Annotated in this window: 19 protein-coding genes and 1 pseudogene; 13 read left to right on the forward strand and 7 right to left on the reverse strand. The window is 74.7% G+C overall.

Going from position 1 to position 17,138, the window contains the following annotated elements; translation table 11 throughout:
• Nucleotides 1-89: 89 nt before the first annotated feature.
• The 5 genes and pseudogenes from M3185_RS17500 to M3185_RS03895 form a co-directional block, all read right to left on the reverse strand.
• Nucleotides 90-425: pseudogene (locus tag M3185_RS17500) on the reverse strand (ATP-binding cassette domain-containing protein); the annotation flags it as partial.
• A gap of 63 nt (nucleotides 426-488) precedes the next feature.
• The gene (locus M3185_RS03880) at nucleotides 489-998 is read right to left on the reverse strand and encodes an SRPBCC domain-containing protein (protein ID WP_251332362.1); all 510 of its coding nucleotides are present in this window, start codon (nucleotides 996-998) and stop codon (nucleotides 489-491) included.
• Entirely contained in the window at nucleotides 995-1,168 is a 174-nt protein-coding gene (locus M3185_RS03885; protein WP_251332363.1) for a hypothetical protein, read from the reverse strand. Before M3185_RS03885 ends, M3185_RS03880 begins: the two co-directional genes overlap by 4 nt.
• A 128-nt stretch (nucleotides 1,169-1,296) precedes the next feature.
• A complete protein-coding gene (locus M3185_RS03890) occupies nucleotides 1,297-2,055 on the reverse strand; it encodes an SDR family oxidoreductase (RefSeq protein WP_251332364.1) in 759 nt (252 codons plus the stop codon).
• Between the two features lie 41 nt (nucleotides 2,056-2,096).
• Nucleotides 2,097-2,825 carry a beta-ketoacyl-ACP reductase gene (locus M3185_RS03895; RefSeq protein WP_251332365.1) on the reverse strand — a complete coding sequence of 243 codons (729 nt, stop codon included), beginning with the start codon at nucleotides 2,823-2,825 and terminating at the stop codon, nucleotides 2,097-2,099.
• 207 nt (nucleotides 2,826-3,032) lie between these two features.
• On the opposite strand from M3185_RS03895, the gene M3185_RS03900 reads away from it, so the two are divergent.
• The 4 genes from M3185_RS03900 (at nucleotide 3,033) to M3185_RS03915 (ending at nucleotide 5,875) form a co-directional block, all read left to right on the forward strand.
• Nucleotides 3,033-3,530, forward strand: a complete 498-nt coding sequence (locus tag M3185_RS03900) for a DUF3099 domain-containing protein (RefSeq protein ID WP_251332366.1) — start codon at nucleotides 3,033-3,035, stop codon at nucleotides 3,528-3,530.
• 42 nt (nucleotides 3,531-3,572) lie between these two features.
• Entirely contained in the window at nucleotides 3,573-3,866 is a 294-nt protein-coding gene (locus M3185_RS03905; protein ID WP_251332367.1) for a hypothetical protein, read from the forward strand.
• Nucleotides 3,863-4,852 (forward strand): SURF1 family cytochrome oxidase biogenesis protein, encoded by a 990-nt coding sequence (locus tag M3185_RS03910; protein WP_251332368.1) that lies wholly within the window; start codon nucleotides 3,863-3,865, stop codon nucleotides 4,850-4,852. The genes M3185_RS03905 and M3185_RS03910 overlap by 4 nt, the downstream gene beginning before the upstream one ends.
• A 99-nt stretch (nucleotides 4,853-4,951) precedes the next feature.
• Nucleotides 4,952-5,875 (forward strand): SDR family NAD(P)-dependent oxidoreductase, encoded by a 924-nt coding sequence (locus tag M3185_RS03915; protein ID WP_251332369.1) that lies wholly within the window; start codon nucleotides 4,952-4,954, stop codon nucleotides 5,873-5,875.
• Here the strand turns inward: M3185_RS03915 and M3185_RS03920 are convergent.
• Together M3185_RS03920 and M3185_RS03925 are read right to left on the reverse strand one after the other, a co-directional pair.
• Entirely contained in the window at nucleotides 5,859-7,457 is a 1,599-nt protein-coding gene (locus tag M3185_RS03920; protein WP_251332370.1) for an ABC-F family ATP-binding cassette domain-containing protein, read from the reverse strand. The genes M3185_RS03915 and M3185_RS03920 overlap by 17 nt on opposite strands.
• Nucleotides 7,458-7,570: 113 nt before the next feature.
• Nucleotides 7,571-8,278: a histidine phosphatase family protein gene (locus M3185_RS03925; RefSeq protein ID WP_251332371.1), complete on the reverse strand. Its 708-nt coding sequence runs from the start codon at nucleotides 8,276-8,278 to the stop codon at nucleotides 7,571-7,573.
• 157 nt (nucleotides 8,279-8,435) lie between these two features.
• On the opposite strand from M3185_RS03925, the gene M3185_RS03930 reads away from it, so the two are divergent.
• The 9 genes from M3185_RS03930 (at nucleotide 8,436) to ypfJ (ending at nucleotide 17,031) form a co-directional block, all read left to right on the forward strand.
• On the forward strand, nucleotides 8,436-9,407 hold the full coding sequence (locus M3185_RS03930; protein WP_251332372.1) for a glucosyl-3-phosphoglycerate synthase: 972 nt from the start codon (nucleotides 8,436-8,438) through the stop codon (nucleotides 9,405-9,407).
• Nucleotides 9,404-10,543 (forward strand): glycosyltransferase, encoded by a 1,140-nt coding sequence (locus tag M3185_RS03935; RefSeq protein WP_251332373.1) that lies wholly within the window; start codon nucleotides 9,404-9,406, stop codon nucleotides 10,541-10,543. The genes M3185_RS03930 and M3185_RS03935 overlap by 4 nt, the downstream gene beginning before the upstream one ends.
• Entirely contained in the window at nucleotides 10,540-11,517 is a 978-nt protein-coding gene (locus M3185_RS03940) for a Gfo/Idh/MocA family protein (RefSeq protein ID WP_251332374.1), read from the forward strand. The genes M3185_RS03935 and M3185_RS03940 overlap by 4 nt, the downstream gene beginning before the upstream one ends.
• The gene (locus tag M3185_RS03945) at nucleotides 11,514-12,611 is read left to right on the forward strand and encodes a zinc-dependent alcohol dehydrogenase (RefSeq protein WP_251332375.1); all 1,098 of its coding nucleotides are present in this window, start codon (nucleotides 11,514-11,516) and stop codon (nucleotides 12,609-12,611) included. Before M3185_RS03940 ends, M3185_RS03945 begins: the two co-directional genes overlap by 4 nt.
• 92 nt (nucleotides 12,612-12,703) lie before the next feature.
• Complete coding sequence (locus tag M3185_RS03950) at nucleotides 12,704-14,101, forward strand: AI-2E family transporter (RefSeq protein WP_251332376.1); 1,398 nt, start codon at nucleotides 12,704-12,706, stop codon at nucleotides 14,099-14,101.
• A 9-nt stretch (nucleotides 14,102-14,110) separates the two neighbouring features.
• Nucleotides 14,111-14,734 (forward strand): biotin transporter BioY, encoded by a 624-nt coding sequence (locus tag M3185_RS03955; RefSeq protein ID WP_251332377.1) that lies wholly within the window; start codon nucleotides 14,111-14,113, stop codon nucleotides 14,732-14,734.
• A gap of 3 nt (nucleotides 14,735-14,737) precedes the next feature.
• Nucleotides 14,738-15,475, forward strand: coding sequence for an energy-coupling factor ABC transporter ATP-binding protein (locus tag M3185_RS03960; RefSeq protein WP_251332378.1), 738 nt, complete (start codon nucleotides 14,738-14,740; stop codon nucleotides 15,473-15,475).
• A complete protein-coding gene (locus tag M3185_RS03965; RefSeq protein ID WP_251332379.1) occupies nucleotides 15,472-16,083 on the forward strand; it encodes an energy-coupling factor transporter transmembrane component T family protein in 612 nt (203 codons plus the stop codon). Before M3185_RS03960 ends, M3185_RS03965 begins: the two co-directional genes overlap by 4 nt.
• A 42-nt stretch (nucleotides 16,084-16,125) precedes the next feature.
• Nucleotides 16,126-17,031, forward strand: coding sequence for a KPN_02809 family neutral zinc metallopeptidase (ypfJ, locus tag M3185_RS03970; protein WP_251332380.1), 906 nt, complete (start codon nucleotides 16,126-16,128; stop codon nucleotides 17,029-17,031).
• Nucleotides 17,032-17,138: the final 107 nt, after the last annotated feature.

Here is a 17,138-nt window from a genome sequence, read left to right on the forward strand (position 1 = left end):
CGGGGTAGCCCTTGACCGGGCGGTCCGGTGTCCGCGAGGCCGAACAGCTCCAGCAGCTCCCCGGCCCGGCGCCGGGCCGCCGGCCCGCCCAGGTGGTGGAGCCGACAGACCATCCGGAGGTTCTCCGCCCCGGTGAGGGTCTCGTCCACCGCCGCGTACTGGCCCGAGGCGCCGATCATCCGGCGGATCCGGCCGGGCTCGGCGACGACGTCCACGCCGTCGATCCGCGCGGAGCCGGCGTCGGGCACGACGAGCGTGGTCAGCACCTTGACCACGGTGGTCTTGCCGGCGCCGTATCGGCCCGAGCAGGCCCTTGACGGTCCCCTCGGGCACGGACAGGTCCAGCCCGGCCAGGACGTGGACGGCGCCCGTGCGGGACCGGTACGCCCTGGCGAGGCTCTCGACCTCGACGAGGGGCGGATCATCCCGCCGCTCCGGTGCAGGTCATGCCGGCTCCTGTTCCGGCTCCTGTTCTGCGGCCCGGGACCTCAGCCCGGCCGGCGGATCTGCTGGGACAGGCTGCGGTAGTGCCCGGCCAGGGCGGGGTGGTAGTCGCGGGCGAAGTCGACCGCGTCCGGGTCGCCGCCGGTCTCGGCGGCGACCAGCCGGTCCAGGTAGTACTCCCAGCCCGGGCCGACCGCCTCGAGGTCGGCGGGGTCGGGGTCCCGGTGGGACAGCCGCAGCGTGACCGCCCCGTCCTCGTCGTGCAGGTCGAGGTCCACGCGCCAGGCGCCGGGGCCCGGCCCGAGCGTCACGGCGAGGTGGCGGGGCGGGTCGCAGCGCCGGATCAGGAGCACCTCGCGCGGCGCCCCGTCCTCGGCGGTGAGCTGGACCTCGACGTGTCCCGAGGAGGGGTCCCCGGTCCAGGGGCCGTACCAGCGGGCGAGCCGGCCGGGGTCGGTCACGGCCGCCCAGGCGCCGGAGAGCGGGGCGTGGAGCGTGCGGGTCAGAACGAGCCGGTCGCCGGACTCGATCCTCCCGGTGGGCGGGACGTTCATGGGGTCTCCCGGTGGGATCGGCGGGCGGGGACGCCGGTGCCGGCCTCCCCGGTGAGCACGGCGGCCTCGGCGCAGCCGTGGGCGGCCACGGCCGTGCGCACGGCGTCCGGGGCGAGGTCGGGCTGTTCGACGGCCCACCCGGCGCGGTCGGGGACGGTGAGGGTGCCCATGCCCCTGATGGTCCCACTGCCCACCGACACCGCAGGGGAGCCGGACGGTCCCGGCGGCCGGAGGGAGCACGACGGCGGGGCGCCCACCGTGCAGGGGGCACCCCGCCGTCGTGGGCGGAGCTGCGGGGCTACTTCCGGCCGGCCTGCGCGAGGAAGTCGTCGGCGCCGCCCACGAGCTCGACGTGGCCCGAGGGGACGTCGGCGGTGACCATCCGGGCGACCTCCTGGGCGAACTCCTGGACGGTGTAGAGCTTGCCGGCGGCCTCGCGGCGCTGCTCGAGCGCGCCGGGGCGGGCCCGGTTGAGCAGGGTCGCGGTCACGGTGCCCTCGATCATGTCGGCGGAGACGACGACGAGGCTCACGCCCCGCTCGGCCAGCTCGGGGATGCGGGCGGTGAGGGTGTCCTCGCCGGCGCGCTTGGACCGTGCGACCTGCTCGTACTCGGGCATGGTCTCGACGTCGTTGATGAAGTGCGCCTGGTGGCTGGTCACGAACACCACGCGCCCGCCCTCGGGCAGGTGCTCCAGCGCCGCCGTGAGCGTGTCGTCCTGGGCGTCGCGGTTGAGCTTGAGCGCGTAGTCCTCGCCGAGGTCCGTCTCCATGCCGCCGGAGGCGTTGAGCACGAGCACGTCCACCCCGCCGAAGGCCTCCACGGCCTGCGCGAAGAGGTTGCGCACGTCCTCGGGGCTCGTCATGTCGGCCTGCACGGCGATGGCGCGCCCGCCGGCGGCCTCGATCTCCTTGACGACCTTGTTGGCGCGCGGCGCCTTCTGCCGGTAGTTGACGACGACGTTGGCGCCCTCGGCGGCCAGCAGCTTCGCGGTGTCGGCGCCGACGCCGCGCGAGGACCCGGTGACGACCGCGGTCTTGCCTGCGAGTGAACTCATGGTGCTCCTTCGGTGGGACGGTTCGGGGAGGTGCGGGCCGGTCAGTGGCCCATGCCCAGGCCGCCGTCCACGGGGATGACGGCGCCGGAGATGTACTTGGCCTCGTCGGACGCGATCCAGCGCACGACGGAGGCGACCTCCTCGGGCTCGGCGAAGCGGCCGGCCGGGATGGAGGCGAGGTAGTCCTGCTGGGTGGCCTCGGGCAGCGCGGCGGTCATCTCGGTGTTGATGAAGCCGGGGGCCACGACGTTGGCGGTCACGTTGCGCCCGCCCAGCTCGCGGGTGATGGAGCGGGCGATGCCGACCAGCCCGGCCTTGGACGCGGCGTAGTTGACCTGGCCGGGCGAGCCGTAGAGACCGACCACGGAGGAGATGAGCACCACGCGCCCGCGCTTGAGCCGCATGAAGCCCTTGGCGGCCCGCTGCACCACGCGGAACGCGCCGGTGAGGTTGGTGTCGATCACGTCCTGGAAGTCCTGCTCCTTCATCCGCAGCAGCAGCGTGTCACGGGTGATGCCGGCGTTCGCGACGACGACCTCGACCGGCCCGAACTCGGCCTCCACGGCCTTGTACGCGGCGTCGATCGACGCGGCGTCGGTGACGTCGGCCCGCACCGCGAAGAACTCCTCGGGGGCCTCGCCGGAGCGGTAGGTGACCGCCACGTTGTCCCCGCCGTCCTTGAACGCCTGCGCGATGGCCCGCCCGATGCCGCGGTTGCCGCCGGTCACGAGGACGGTGCGGGGGGCCGGGCGGTGCTGCTGGTCTGCCATCACGTCTGCCATGGGGTTCGGGGCCTTTCGGTCGGGGGTGCGCGGTCGGAGGTGCGCGGTCGAGGGCGCGCCGGCACCGGCCGCGAGGGCCTGCCGGGCGCAGATCCACCCCATCGTATCGGCACGCGCGCCGAACCGGCCGGTAGCCGGCGGTCCCTACTCGATGTCGGTGCCGGGTGAGAGAATAGATCGTCTGTTGGGAGGGACATGAGCAACCGTTATCTGACGACCGGCGAGGCCGCCGGTCAGGACGAGATCCACTCCATCACGGCCACGGCCGCGCCGCACACCCAGGACATGGGCCACCGGATGAAGGTCTACAGCATCCAGATGGCCCTGCGCGTGGTGTGCCTGATCGTCTTCGTGGTGGTCGACAACATCTGGGTCCGCGGGGTCGCCATCGCGGGCGTCGCGATCCTGCCGTGGATGGCCGTGATGCTCGCCAACAGCGGCGCCGACCGCTCCGCGCGCACCAGCCACTACTACGAGCCACCGGCCGCCCCGGCCCTGGCGGCGGTCCCCGAGCCCGCCCGTCCGGCCGAGCCCCTGGCCATCGACTTCGTCCTGGAGGGCGAGTTCGTGGCCGGCCACGGGGACGACGACCCCGCGCGCCCGGCCCCCGGTCCCGCCCCGGCTCCCAGCGGAGGCCCGGCTTCCTCCGCTACTGTCGAGGACGACCCCTACCGGTCCCGAGGAGCCGCCTGAGCCCCGGGACCCCGACCGCACACCTTGAGGAGCACGACCGCCGTGGAGTTCGACCTGCTCGGAGCGCTGGCACCGCGAGGAGCCGGCACCACGCCGGCGGGGCCGGAGACCCCGCAGTGCTCCAGCAAGGGCTGCCGGGCGGACGCCGCCTGGCAGATCCGGTGGAACAACCCGCGGATCCACGCGCCCGAGCGGCGCAAGGTCTGGCTGGCGTGCCCCGGGCACCGGGAGCAGCTCGAGCAGTTCCTCGGCGCCCGCGGCTTCTGGAAGGACACCGTGCCCCTGACCGGGACCGCCCCGGACGGTGACGGGGCGGGTCGGGACGGCGCGGCGTGAGCGCGTACCGTTTCCTGCTCAGCGGACGGTGGATCGGCTGGTTCCTCCTGGCCTGCGCCGCCGCGGCGGTGGCGGTCTACCTGGGCGGGTGGCAGATGGACCGCAACGACCACCTGGTCGGCGAGAACGGCAAGATCACGCGGAACTACCGGGCCGAGCCGCTGAGCGGGCCCCCCGCCGCCGCCCAGTTCGCCGACCACGACCCCGCGCTCACGTGGCACCCCGTCCGGCTCACGGGACAGTACCTGCCCGAGGACCAGGTGCTCGTGCGCAACCGCCCCCAGGACGGGCGCGTGGGCTACGAGGTCCTCGTGCCCTTCCGCACGCAGGACGGGGACGTGGTCGTCCTGGACCGCGGCTGGATCCCCACCGGCGCGGCGGCCAACGGCATGCCCGACGAGGTCCCGGCCCCGCCCGCCGGCCAGGTGACCGTCACGGCGCGGCTGCAGCCCGGGGAGCCCGCGGTGGACCGCGGGGCGCCCGAGGGCCAGATCGCCACCATCCACCTCGAGGAGCTGCAGGAGCGCTGGGGCTACCCCGTCGGCACCGCGGCCTTCGGCGAGGTCTTCGCCGAGGACCCGGCCCCCGCGGTCTCCCCCGCCCCGGCCCCGGAGCCCGAGACCGGCTCCGGTCCCCACCTGTCCTACTCCCTGCAGTGGTACGCGTTCGCGGCCCTGTTCTTCGTGGCCTACGGCTACGCGGCCCGTCAGCAGGCCCGCAACGACGAGTGGGACCGGCAGTACGCCGAGGAGATGGAGCGGCACCTGTCCCAGTTCTACGACGCGGACGGCCACTACGTCGGGGAGGGCGACGAGGAGCTCGTCCTGCGCCAGATGGAGATGGCCGACGACATGCCCGCGCACCTGAAGTCCCTGATGCGCCCCCGGCCGCAGCGCCGGCGCGCGCGGGCCACCTGGGAGGACGAGGAGGACGCGCTGCTCGACGCCCTCGAGGAGCGGGACGGCTCCCTCACCGCCCGGGACTGAGCACGGTCCCGGGACCGTGCCCGCGCGCCGGCGACGGTGGCCGCGGGGTAGGCTTCGCCTTCCCGGCGCCCGCCGTCCCGCCCGCCCTGGAGGCCTCTCGTGAGATCGATCGGACGTCCCCGCACCCGCCCCTTCGCCTTCGCCGGCGCCACGGTCGTGCTGACCGGCGCCGCCGGCGGCATCGGGTCCGCGCTGGCCGGCGCCCTCGCCGACCGGGGCAGCCACCTCGTGCTCCTGGACCGGGACGGACCCGGGCTGCAGGCGCTGGCCGACCGGCTGCGCGCCGCCCACCCGACGCTGTCCGTGGCCGTGCACGTCGTCGACCTCGCCGACCCGGACGCCACCGTGGCCGTGGGCCGGCGCATCGCCGCGGAGCACCCGGACACGACGGCCCTGATCAACAACGCGGGCGTGGCCCTCCTGGGACGCTTCGACGAGGTCACGCTCGAGGAGTACGAGTGGCTGATCGACGTGAACTTCCGCGCGGTCGTGCGCCTGACCCACACGCTGCTGCCCGTGCTCGCCGCCCACCCGGGAGCGCACCTGGTCAACGTGTCGTCGGTCTTCGGGATCATCGCCCCGGCCGGACAGACGGCGTACGCGGCGGCCAAGTTCGCCGTGCGCGGCTTCACGGAGAGCCTGCGCCAGGAGCTGGCCCCGCTCGGGGTGGGGGTGACCACGGTGTTCCCGGGAGGGGTGCGCACGGGCATCACGCGCGCGGCGCGGATCGGCAGCCACGTGGTGCCCGAGGCCCTGGAGGAGACCCTGCGGCGCTGGGAGGTGCTGCTGAGCACGGACCCGGCCGTGGTGGCGGAGCGGATCCTGCGCGCCGTGGAGCGGCGGCGGGCCCGGGTGCTCGTCGGGGCGACCGCCACCGTCCCGGACGCGCTGGTCCGCCTGCTCCCGGTCGGGCACGCCCGCCTGCTGGACCCGGGCTTCGCGCTGTTCGTGGCGCTGGGCCGGCGTCGGACCCGCCGGGGCCCGGCGCCGGACGCGCCCGGGCGGCTCAGGCCAGGGAGATGAGGTCCTGGTACTCCTGGTTCCACAGGTCCTCGGTGCCGTCGGGCAGGATCACGACGCGCTCCGGGTCCAGGGCCTCGACGGCCCCCTCGTCGTGGGAGACCAGCACGACCGCGCCCTCGTAGGTGCGCAGGGCGTTGAGGATCTCGTGGCGCGAGGCCGGGTCCAGGTTGTTGGTGGGCTCGTCCAGCAGCAGCACGTTGGCCGAGGACGCCACGAGCGTCGCCAGCGCCAGGCGGGTCTTCTCCCCGCCGGAGAGGACGCCGGCGGGCTTCGACACGTCGTCGCCCTGGAACAGGAACGAGCCCAGGATGTTGCGCACCTCGGTGTCCGCGAGGTCCGGGGCGGCGGTGCGCATGTTCTCGAGCACCGTGCGGTCGTGGTCGAGGGTGTCGTGCTCCTGGGCGAAGTAGCCCACCTTGAGCCCGTGCCCGGGCCTGACCTCCCCGCTGTCCGGCTGGGCCACCCCGGCGAGCATGCGCAGCAGCGTGGTCTTGCCGGCGCCGTTGAAGCCGAGGATCACGACGCGGGAGCCCTTGTCGATGGCCAGGTCCACGTCGTTGAAGATCTCGAGGGAGCCGTAGGACTTGGACAGCCCGCGGGCCGTGAGCGGGGTCTTGCCGCAGTCGGCGGGCTTCGGGAAGCGGATGGCCGCGACCTTGTCCTGCTGGCGCTCGCCCTCGAGGCCCTGCATGAGCCGCTCGGCGCGCTTGATCATCTGCTGGGCGGCCACCGCCTTCGTCGCCTTGGCCCGCATCTTGTTGGCCTGGTCCATCAGCGCCGTGGCCTTCTTTTCGGCGTTGGCGAACTCGCGCTTGCGCCGGTGGGCGTCCTGCTCGCGCTGCTTGAGGTAGTTCTTCCAGCCCATGTTGTAGACGTCGATCACGCAGCGGTTGGCGTCCAGGTACAGGACCTTGTTGACGACCATCTCCATGAGCTCGACGTCGTGGGAGATCACGAGCAGCCCGCCCTGGAAGTTCTTGAGGAACTCCCGCAGCCAGGACACGGAGTCCACGTCGAGGTGGTTGGTCGGCTCGTCGAGGAGCATGATGTCCGCGTCCGAGAACAGGATCCGGGCCAGCTCCACGCGCCGGCGCTGACCGCCGGAGAGCGTGCGCAGCGGCTGGTTGAGGATCCGCTCGGGCAGGTCCAGGTTCGCCGTGATGGTGGCGGCCTCGGACTCCGCGGCGTAGCCGCCGCCGGCGAGGAACTCCGCCTCGAGCCGGTCGTAGCGACGCATCGCCTTGGTGCGCACCGCGTCGTCGTCGGAGGCCATGTCCTGCTCCGCCTGGCGCAGGCGGGCGATCACCCCGGCGAGGTTCCGGGCGGAGAGGATGCGGTCCCGGGCGAGCTGCTCCATGTCCTCGACCTTCGGGTCCTGCGGGAGGTAGCCGATGGTGCCCGTGCGGGCGACCGTGCCGTCCGCGGGCAGGGTCTCGCCCGCGAGCACCTTGGTCATGGTGGTCTTGCCCGCGCCGTTGCGGCCGACGAGGCCGATCTTGTCCCCCTTGTCCACCCGGAAGTTGACCTCGTCCATCAGCAGCCGGGCGCCGGCACGCAGTTCGAGGTTCTGGACAGTGATCACGGAGGGGACCTTTCGGACGGGAACGCGGAGGAGGTGGGCGCCCGAACGGGCAACCCGCCCATCCTACCCGGGCGGGCCCGCCGCGGCCCAGGACCGGGATCACATCCGGGGGATCACCGCGTCCGCGCCCCGGCGGGGCTCCCGTGGTGCGGGGGCATCTCGTCGGCGAGCGCCGAGGAGGCCCCCGGCAGGGTCTGCGCGTTGTAGTCGACGATCTGCCAGCCGCGTTCGGGGTGCTCCTCCAGCACCGTCCACGCGCAGTTGGCCATCCCGGCGAGCATGTTCCGCAGCCGGGGCGGGGCGTCGAAGAACGCGAGCACGCCGCTGCGCAGGGCCGCCCCGTGGCCGACGAGCACGCCGGTGCTCCCCGGCCCGAGTGCTGCCACCGCGTCCCGCAGCACGGCCGTCATCCGCTCGTCGACCTCCGAGGGCAGCTCGGCGCCGGGGACGCGGTAGTTGTCCTCGGTGAAGAACTTCTCGTAGACCTCGGGGTGGCTCTCGCGGAACTCCGCGAAGGTGGTGCCCTGGCGGATGCCGACGTCGTACTCGCGCAGGCGCCGGTCGAGGCGCACCTCGAGGCCCGTGAGCACCGCCAGCTCCCGCGCGGTGTGCCGGGCCCGCTCCAGGTCGCTGGACCAGATGAACGCGGGGGCGAACGCGGCGAGCGCCGCAGCGGCCTGCCGCGCCTGGCGGCGCCCGACGGGGTCCAGCGGCACGTCGGCCTGCCCCTGGGCCCGGTCCTGGACGTTCCACGCCGTCCGCCCGTGGCGCCACAGCACCAGCCTGCGGCGCTGCGGGCCCGCCGTCGTCGTCCTGCTCATCGTCGCCTCTCGTCGCGGGGGTCCGCCGTCCGGCACCGGACGGCACGTTTCGACACATTCGCGCGGGTCTTCCCAGGGCTCCCGACCCGTCGGTAGTGTCCGACCCAGTCCACCACGGCGCGCCCCCGGGCAGCCACCACCGGCGGAAGTGAGCACGATGCGCGAAGACGTCCAGGAGTGGTTCACGGCCCGCAGCTACCGCGGGGGCCAGTGGTCACCCGAGCAGCTGGTGCAGCGCAAAGGGACGGCCACGGTCAGCGTGGTCCTGCCGGCCCGCAACGAGGCGGACACCGTGGGGGGCATCGTGGCCGCGCTGCGGGCGGACCTGGTGGAGGCCGTGCCCCTGATCGACGAGCTCGTCGTGATCGACTCGGACTCCACCGACGGCACCGGGGCGGTCGCCGCCGCGGCCGGGGCGCGGGTGTTCCGCCAGGACGAGATCCTCCCCGCCCACGGCAACGTCGCGGGCAAGGGCGAGGCCCTGTGGAAGTCCCTGGCCGTCACGAGCGGGGACGTCCTGGCGTTCATCGACTCGGACCTGCGCCAGTTCGACTCGCGCTTCGCCGTGGGCCTGCTGGGCCCGCTGCTGAGCGAGCCGGGCGTGGCGTTCGTCAAGAGCTGCTACGACCGCCCGCTCAACGACGGGACCACCATCCTGCCCGCCGGCGGGGGCCGGGTGACCGAGCTGGTGGCCCGTCCGCTGCTGAACCTGTTCTGGCCCCAGCTGGCCGGGCTGGTGCAGCCGCTGGCCGGGGAGTACGCCGGGCGGCGGTGGCTGCTGGAGCGGATCCCGTTCGTCTCCGGCTACGGGGTGGAGATCGCGATGCTCATCGACGTGCTGGAGGCGGTGGGCCTGGACGCGATGGCCCAGGTGGACCTCGGGGTGCGCGCCCACCGCAACTCCTCCGACGCCGCGCTGGCCCGGATGGCCGCCCAGATCCAGCTCACCGTCCAAGCCCGGCTGCGCTGCGAGGGGCCGCTGGGCGAGCACGGCGGGGTCCTGACGCAGTTCCTGCGCGAGGGGGACCGCTTCCTCGCCGAGACCCACGAGATCAGCGTGCGCGAGCGCCCGCCCATGGCCCAGGTCCCCGAGTACGCCGGGCGGCTGGCGACCGGTCGCGTGGCATGACGGGCCTGCGGGTCCTCGTCAACGCCGGGCCGTGGCTGCCCGTGCCCCCCGACGGCTACGGGGGCATCGAGACGGTCGTGGCCACCCTCGTGCCGGAGCTGCGCCGGGCGGGCGCGCACGTCACCCTCGCCACGGTGGGCCCGTCGACGCTGGAGGCCGACGACCACCTGCGGGTCCTCGACGAGCCGGCGTTCCCCTCCATCGCCATGCCCTACAACCGGGTCTCGGGCATCGCCCACGCCCACATGCAGGGCGTCGTGGCCGCGCTGCGCGCGGAGGACCGGTGGGACGTCGTGCACGACCACCTCGAGGTGGTGGGCCCGGCCGTGCTGGGCGCCATGGGGGACGCCGCTCCCCCGACGCTGCAGACCCTGCACTGGGACCTGCGCAAGCACCCCGACTTCTACTCCCGCTTCGACGGGCGCGGGCGGGTCCGCTTCGCCGCGGTCTCGGCCTCCCAGCTGGAGCGCGCGCCGGAGAACCTGCGGGCCCAGACGATCGGCGTGGTGCCCCTGGCGGCCCCGCCGGCCCTCGACGTGGCGGTCGAGCCGGGCGGGCACGCCCTGGTGCTGGCCCGGATCACCGCCGACAAGGGCCAGGACCTCGCCGCCCGCGTCTGCCGCCGGGCCGGGATCCCGCTCGTGCTCGCCGGGCCGGTCGCCGGGATCGGCGACCCCGAGGAGCTGGAGCGCCGGCTCGCGGACGGCGACGAGGCCCTGCACGGGCACCCCGACGTGCGGTACTGGCTCGAGCGGGTGCGCCCGCTCGTGGACGGGACCTCGGTGACCTGGGTCGGCGGCGTCGCCGGCGAGCGCAAGGAGCGGCTGCTGCGCTCGGCCCGCGCGCTGCTCGCCCCCAACCGGTGGGCCGAGCCCGGGGCCACCGGCGTCGTCGAGGCCCTCGCCCGGGGCGTGCCCGTCGTGGGCACTCCGCTGGGGGTGCTCCCCTCCCTCGTGGCGCACGGCAGGACCGGCTTCCTCGCCGCCGGCGAGGACGAGCTCGTCCGCGACCTGCGCCGGATCGGCGAGCTGGACCCGGGTGCCTGCCGGGAGGCCGCGCAGCAGTGGTCCCCGGCCGCCATGGCCCGGCAGTACCTGGACCTGTACGCACAACTCCTGGAGGCGAACTCCTCATGACGCTCCGCATCGCCCTCGTGGGCGCCGGCTCCGTCGCCCGGCGCCACGTCGACGTCCTGCACCGCCTCGGCGGGGCCCGCGTCGTCAGCGTCACCGACGCGCACGAGCCCGCGGCGACCGCGTTGGCCACCGCGCTCGACGCGGGCGCCTTCACGGACCCCTACGACGCGCTCGACGCCGTGGACGTGGACGCCGTCTACGTCTGCGTCCCGCCCTTCGCCCACGGCCCCGGGGAGCGCGCCGCGCTGAGCCGGGGCAAACCCCTGTTCGTGGAGAAGCCCGTGGGCCTGGGCCTGGACGTCGCCGAGCAGATCGGGGCCATGGTGGAGTCCACCGGCGTCGTGACGGGCACGGGCTACCACTGGCGCTGCCTGGACACGGCCGTGCGCGCCAAGGAGCTGCTCGCGCAGGCGCCCCCGCTGCTGGCCAACGGCTACTGGCTCGACAAGCGCCCGCCCACGCCGTGGTGGGGGTGGGCGGACCGCTCCGGGGGGCAGGTGGTCGAGCAGCTGACCCACGTGGTGGACATGGCCCGCTTCCTGCTGGGCGAGGCCGTGGAGGTCTACGCCGCCGGGGTCCGCCAGGCGCCCGACGCGGCTGCGGAGGACCACGGGGACGTCGACGACGCCACCGCCGCCACCGTGCGCTTCGCGTCGGGGGCGATCGCCACGCTCGCGGCGACCTCGGTGCTCGCGGCCAAGCACCGCTCAGCCCTGCACACGGTCAGCCGCGGGCTGTACCTGGAGCTGTCCGAGGACGGGCTGGCGCAGTTCGACGCCGGGCAGCGCACCGACCACGCCCCGGAGGAGGACCCGAAGGTGGCCGTGGACCGGGAGTTCCTGGAGGCGGTGCGCGGCGAGCGCGAGAGCACCCGGGCCCCCTACGGCGAGGCTCTGCGCACCCACCGGCTGGCCTGCGCGATCGCGGAGTCGGCCCGCACGGGCGCGCCCGTGCGGCTGGAGCCCTCCCCGTGAGCGCGCGCCGCAACCTCGTCGTGCCCGCCCGGGGGCGGATCGAGATCGTCGACGAGGTGCTCCCGGAGGTCCCCGAGGGGGGCCTGCTCCTGCAGACCCTGGCGACCGGGCTCTCCGCGGGCACGGAGCTGGCGTTCGTCAAGGGGGACCACCCGGGGCTGCACTCGCGCCACGACACCGAGCTCGCGCTCTTCCACCGCGGCGTCCCCGACCAGGGCTACCCGGTGCGCCGGCTGGGCTACATGGAGGTCGCCCGGGTCGCGGAGTCCCGCACGCCCGCGTACCGCCCCGGCGACGTCCTGGCCGGCGCCTACGGGCACGCCACCGCCCACGTGGCCGACCCGGTGACCGAGCACCTCGTGCCGCTGCCGGAGGACCTCGACCCGCTGCTCGGGGTCTTCGTGGCGCACTTCGGCCCCATCTGCGCCAACGGCCTGCTGCACGCCGCCGCCGACGCCGGACCGGTGCGCGCGCTCGGGGACGGGGTGGCGGGGCGTCTCGTCCTCGTCACCGGGGCCGGTCCGGTCGGGCTGCTCACAGCCCTGTTCGCCCGCTTCCTGGGGGCCCGCGAGGTCGCCGTGGCCGACGCCGACCCCCGCCGCCGGGCGCTCGCCGAGCGGCTCGGGTTCTTCCCGCTGGACCTCGACGACGACCCCGGCCGGACGCTGAAGACCCGCTGGCGGCACGGGCCCGGCGACCACGGCGCGGACGTCGTCTTCCAGTGCCGGGGCAAGGCCGGGGCCCTGCACGCCGCCCTGCGGGCGGCGCGCCCGCAGGGGTCGGTGATCGACCTCGCGTTCTACACCGAGGGCGCGGACGCGGTGCGCCTGGGCGAGGAGTTCCACCACAACGGCCTGAGCCTGCGCTGCGCGCAGATCGGGCGCGTGCCCCGTGGGCTGGCCCACGTCTGGGACCGGCACCGGCTCTCGGCCGAGACCGTCCGGCTGCTCACGGCCCACGGGGACGAGGTCCGCGAGCACCTGATCACCGACGTCGAGGACTACGAGCGCGCGCCGGCGCTCATGCGCGACGTCGCAGGGCGGCGCCGGCACGTGCTGACGGCCGTCTTCGTGGTCGGGGCAACCGGGGGTTGACCGGCGGGTCCGCCCCCGCGGCCGGTGGACAGTGCACCGACAGCAGCCTTAGGGTTGGGGGGACCGCCGTCGTCCTCTCCAGGAGCACCCGCATGGCCACCCCGCCCCGTACCCCTCCCCCGCACGGGCCCTCCCGCGGCTCCCGCCGCGCCGACGCCGCGCTCGCGGCCCGGCTGGAGGCCGGGCAGGACGAGCCCTCGCCGACCCCCGGCGACAGCGTGGCCGACATCGGCGACGCCGCCCAGTCCCTCGCCCCGGCCATCGGCCCGTGGTCGGACACCCTCGGCCGCGCCGGCTCCCGGGCCGCCCAGACCCTGCTGATCGCCGCCGTGGCCGTGGGCCTCGTGTGGATCCTGCTCCGGGTGAAGGTCGTCGTCATCGCCATCCTCGTGGCACTGATCCTCGCCTCGGCGGTGGCCCCGCTGGTGAAGTGGCTCGAGCGCAAGGGCTGGTCCAACCTGCTGGCCACCCTCGCCGCGTTCCTGGGCATCCTGGCCCTGGTGGGCGGGGTGCTCACCGGCATCGTCTTCGCCATCCGCAGCGAGTGGGACACCCTGGTCACCCAGGCGACGGAGGGCTGGGGGGAGCTCCAGCGCTTCATCTCCTCCGGGCCCCTGCCGGTGGACACCGCGGCGGTCGACGACGCGCTGCGCCAGGCCGGCGACGCCCTGTCCGGCGGGGCCATCGCCGGCACCGCGCTGAGCGGTCTGGGCGCGGCGGCCAACTTCGTGACCGGCGCCGTGCTGATGATCGTGGTCCTGTTCTTCTTCCTGAAGGACGGGGAGAAGATGTGGAACTTCGCCCTGCGCTGGACCCGGGGGGAGCGCCGGGCGAAGCTGGCCGAGTCCGTGGACCGGGGCGCGGAGGTGCTGGGCGGGTACGTGCGCGGCACCGCCGCGATCGCCCTGGCCGACGCCGTGCTGATCGGCGCCGCCCTGCTGGTGCTGGGCGTGCCCCTGGCCGTCCCGCTGGCGGTGATCGCGTTCATCACCGCCTTCATCCCCGTCGTGGGCGCCACCGTCGCCGGCGTCCTCGCGGCCCTCGTCGCCCTGGTGACCAACGGCCCAGCGATCGCGCTGATCGTGATCGTGTGGATCATCATCGTCAACCAGATCGAGGGCAACATCCTCCAGCCGATCATCATGGGCCGCACCCTGAGCCTGCACGCGCTGATGATCCTGCTGGCCCTGACCGTGGGCACCATCGTGGGCGGGATCTTCGGGGCCATCCTCGCCGTGCCGCTCACGGCCGTCGCGTGGGCCGTCGCCCAGGTCTGGGCCTCCGGGTACCAGGCCGGCGACGACCCCGTGCTGGGCGCCGACCCCCTCGACCCCAAGGACCGGATCGAGGCCAAGGCGACCATGGCCCAGCGCTGGAAGTACCAGATGATGCGCCTGCAGCAGCGCCGCGGCGGGCAGCTGGGCGCCACCGAGCAGCAGGTCGCGGCGTCGGAGGACGCCGACGAGCCGCAGGCCCGGCCCAAGCCCTAGGCTGGGCCCATGACCAACACCGAGCCGCGCCGTCGCGTCACCGCCGAGGACCTCGCCAACATCGCCGTGTTCGCCGCGCTGACCGCCGCGCTGTCGGTGCTGCCCGGGATCCCGCTGGGCGCGGCGGCGGTGCCGCTGACGCTGCAGACCCTGGCCGTGTTCCTCACGGGCCTGGTCCTCGGCGGGACGCGGGGGTTCCTGGCGGTGGCGCTCTACGTGCTGGTCGGTCTCGTCGGGGTGCCGGTCTTCGCCGGCTTCCGCGGCGGCCTCGGCGTGCTGGCCGGGCCCTCGGCCGGGTACGTCCTGGCCTTCCCGTTCGCGGCCGCCGCGGCCGGCTACCTGGCCCAGTGGCTGATCCCGGCCCGGCGGGCCAACGACGGCGGGGCCACCAACGCCCGCTACGAGCGCACCGGCACCTACACGGCGCGGCTCCTGGCCGCGTCCCTCGCCGGCTTCGTCGTCGTCCGCCTCGGCGGCGTCCCGGGGCTGATGCTCAACGCCCGGCTGCCCTTCGAGGACGCGCTCCTCGCCGACCTCGCGTTCTGGCCCGGGGACCTCGTCAAGTGCGTGCTCGCCGCGGTCATCGCCGTGGGCGTGCACAAGGCGTTCCCCCGGATCGCGGGCACGCGCTGAGCCGTGCCGCACTCCTCCGGGGCCGCGGCCCTCGTCTGCGCGGACGTGACCGTCACGGCGCCCTCCGGTTCGGGTGAGCTCACCCTGCTGCGGGGCGTGGACGTGTCGGTGGCCGAGCGCCGCACCGCGGTCGTCGGGCTCAACGGGTCCGGCAAGTCCACGTTCCTTCGCCTGTTCAACGGGCTCGTGCGCCCCTCGGCGGGCACAGTCACCGTGCACGGCACGGACGTGGCGCGCGACGTGCGGGCCGTGCGCCGGCGGGTGGGCTTCGTCTTCACCGACCCCCTGTCGCAGCTCGTCATGCCGACCCCGGTCGAGGACGTCGAGCTGTCCCTGCGCGGGGCGGGCGTGCCCAGGGCCCGACGCCGGGCGGCCGCGCTGGAGCTGCTCGAGCGGATGGGGATCGCCCACCGCGCCGAGCACAGCATCTACGACCTCTCCGGCGGGGAGCGCCAGCTCGCGGCATTCGCGGCGGTGCTGGCCGTGGAGCCCGACGTCCTGCTGCTCGACGAGCCCACCACGCTGCTGGACCTGCGCAACCGCGGCCGGCTGCTGGAGCTGCTCGAGGGTCTCCCCCAGCAGCTGCTGATCTCCACCCACGACCTCGGCCTGGCCGCCACCGCGCCGCGGGTGCTGGTGCTCAACGACGGCGGGATCGTCGCCGACGGTCCGCCCGGGGAGGTCGTCCCCGCCTACGAGCAGTGGTGCGCGCACGGCTTCCCGCAGGAGGCCCGCCCGTGAGCCGGGGCCCCGACCTCTTCGGCAGCTACGCCCCCGGCACGAGCGTGCTGCACCGCGCGCCACTGTGGGCGAAGGCCCTGGGGCTCGTGGCCGTGTCCCTCGCCGTGGTGCTCGCCCCGTCCTGGCGGGTGCCCGCCGTGCTGACCGGGCTGCTGGTGCTCGCCGGCTCGGCGGCCGGGATCCGCGCCCGGCAGTGGTGGCACGGGCTCGCCCCCGCCCTGCCCGTGCTCGTGCTGCTGGGCGTCTACCACGTGCTGGGCGCCGGGCCGGCCGCGGCCGCCGACGTCCTGCTGACCATCGTGGTGTTCCTCGTCCTCACCCGCGTCCTGATGCACACCACGCCGCTGTCCGCCCTCCTCGACGGCGTGGTGTGGCTGTGCGGGCCCGTGCGGCTGGTCGGGGCGGACCCCGGGCGGATCGGGCTGGCGGTCTCCCTGATGCTGCGCTCGATCCCCTTCGTCGTGGGCTCCGCGGCCGACCTCCGCGACGCCGTGCACGCCCGCGGCCTGCGCCCCCATCCCGTGCGGCTGGTCACCCCGGCGGTGATCTCGACCGTCGCCTACGCCCAGCGCACGGGCCAGGCCCTCGCCGCGCGCGGGTTCGACTGAGCCGAGCGCCCGAAAGATCATCAGACGGCTTACACTTCACGCATGAGCTTCGACAACAACTCCCAGCTCGACGCCGGTCGCGTGGGCGGCGGCGGGCGCGGCGTCGCCGTGGGCGGCGGCATCGGCGGCACCCTGCTGCTGCTCGTCGTGGGCCTGCTCTTCGGCCAGGACGGCATCGACGCCCTCACCGGCGGCGGGGGCGGCGGGCAGGACACCGGCGCCCAGAGCTCCGTGCAGCAGGAGCGCGCCGAGCGCTGCCGGACGGGCGAGGACGCCAACCAGTACACGGACTGCCGGATGATCGCCACGGCCCAGAGCCTCGACCAGTTCTGGGAGGAGTACCTGCCGGCCACCACGGGCGAGCGGTACGTCCTGCCGGACGTCTCGCTGTTCGAGGGGCGGACGGGCACCGGGTGCGGTGCGGCGTCCTCGGCCGTGGGCCCGTTCTACTGCCCCGCGGACGAGACCGTGTACCTGGACGTCGGGTTCTTCGACGAGCTGCAGACCCAGTTCGGGGCCGAGGGCGGCCCGCTCGCCGAGGAGTACGTGCTGGCCCACGAGTTCGGCCACCACATCCAGAACCAGATCGGCACCCTCGGCTACGCCCAGCGGGACCCGCAGGGAGCGGACTCCGGGGCGGTGCGCGTGGAGCTGCAGGCCGACTGCCTCGCCGGGCTGTGGGCCCACGGCGCCTCGGGCGGCACGTCCGGGGCCGTCCGGCTGGAGGAGGTCACCCCCGAGCAGCTCGAGCAGGCGCTCAACGCCGCCGAGGTGATCGGCGACGACCGCATCCAGGCCACCACCCAGGGCCGGGTCAACCCCGAGGCGTTCACGCACGGCACGTCCCGCCAGCGCCAGCTGTGGTTCTACGCCGGGTACCGGACCGGCGACATCAACCAGTGCGACACCTTCTCGGTGCGGGACCTGGACAACCCTCCGGCGTTCTGACCCCGCCCACCCCGTTCCACGCCGAGTTCCCGGGACCGGCGCAGCTCCCCACGATCGTGGCCGGGGAATCGCGACCGTCCTGGGGACTCGGCACGTCTGACGGCTCG

Origin of the sequence: Kocuria rosea (assembly GCF_023715525.1) — a bacterium.
GTDB lineage: Bacteria > Actinomycetota > Actinomycetes > Actinomycetales > Micrococcaceae > Kocuria > Kocuria rosea_A.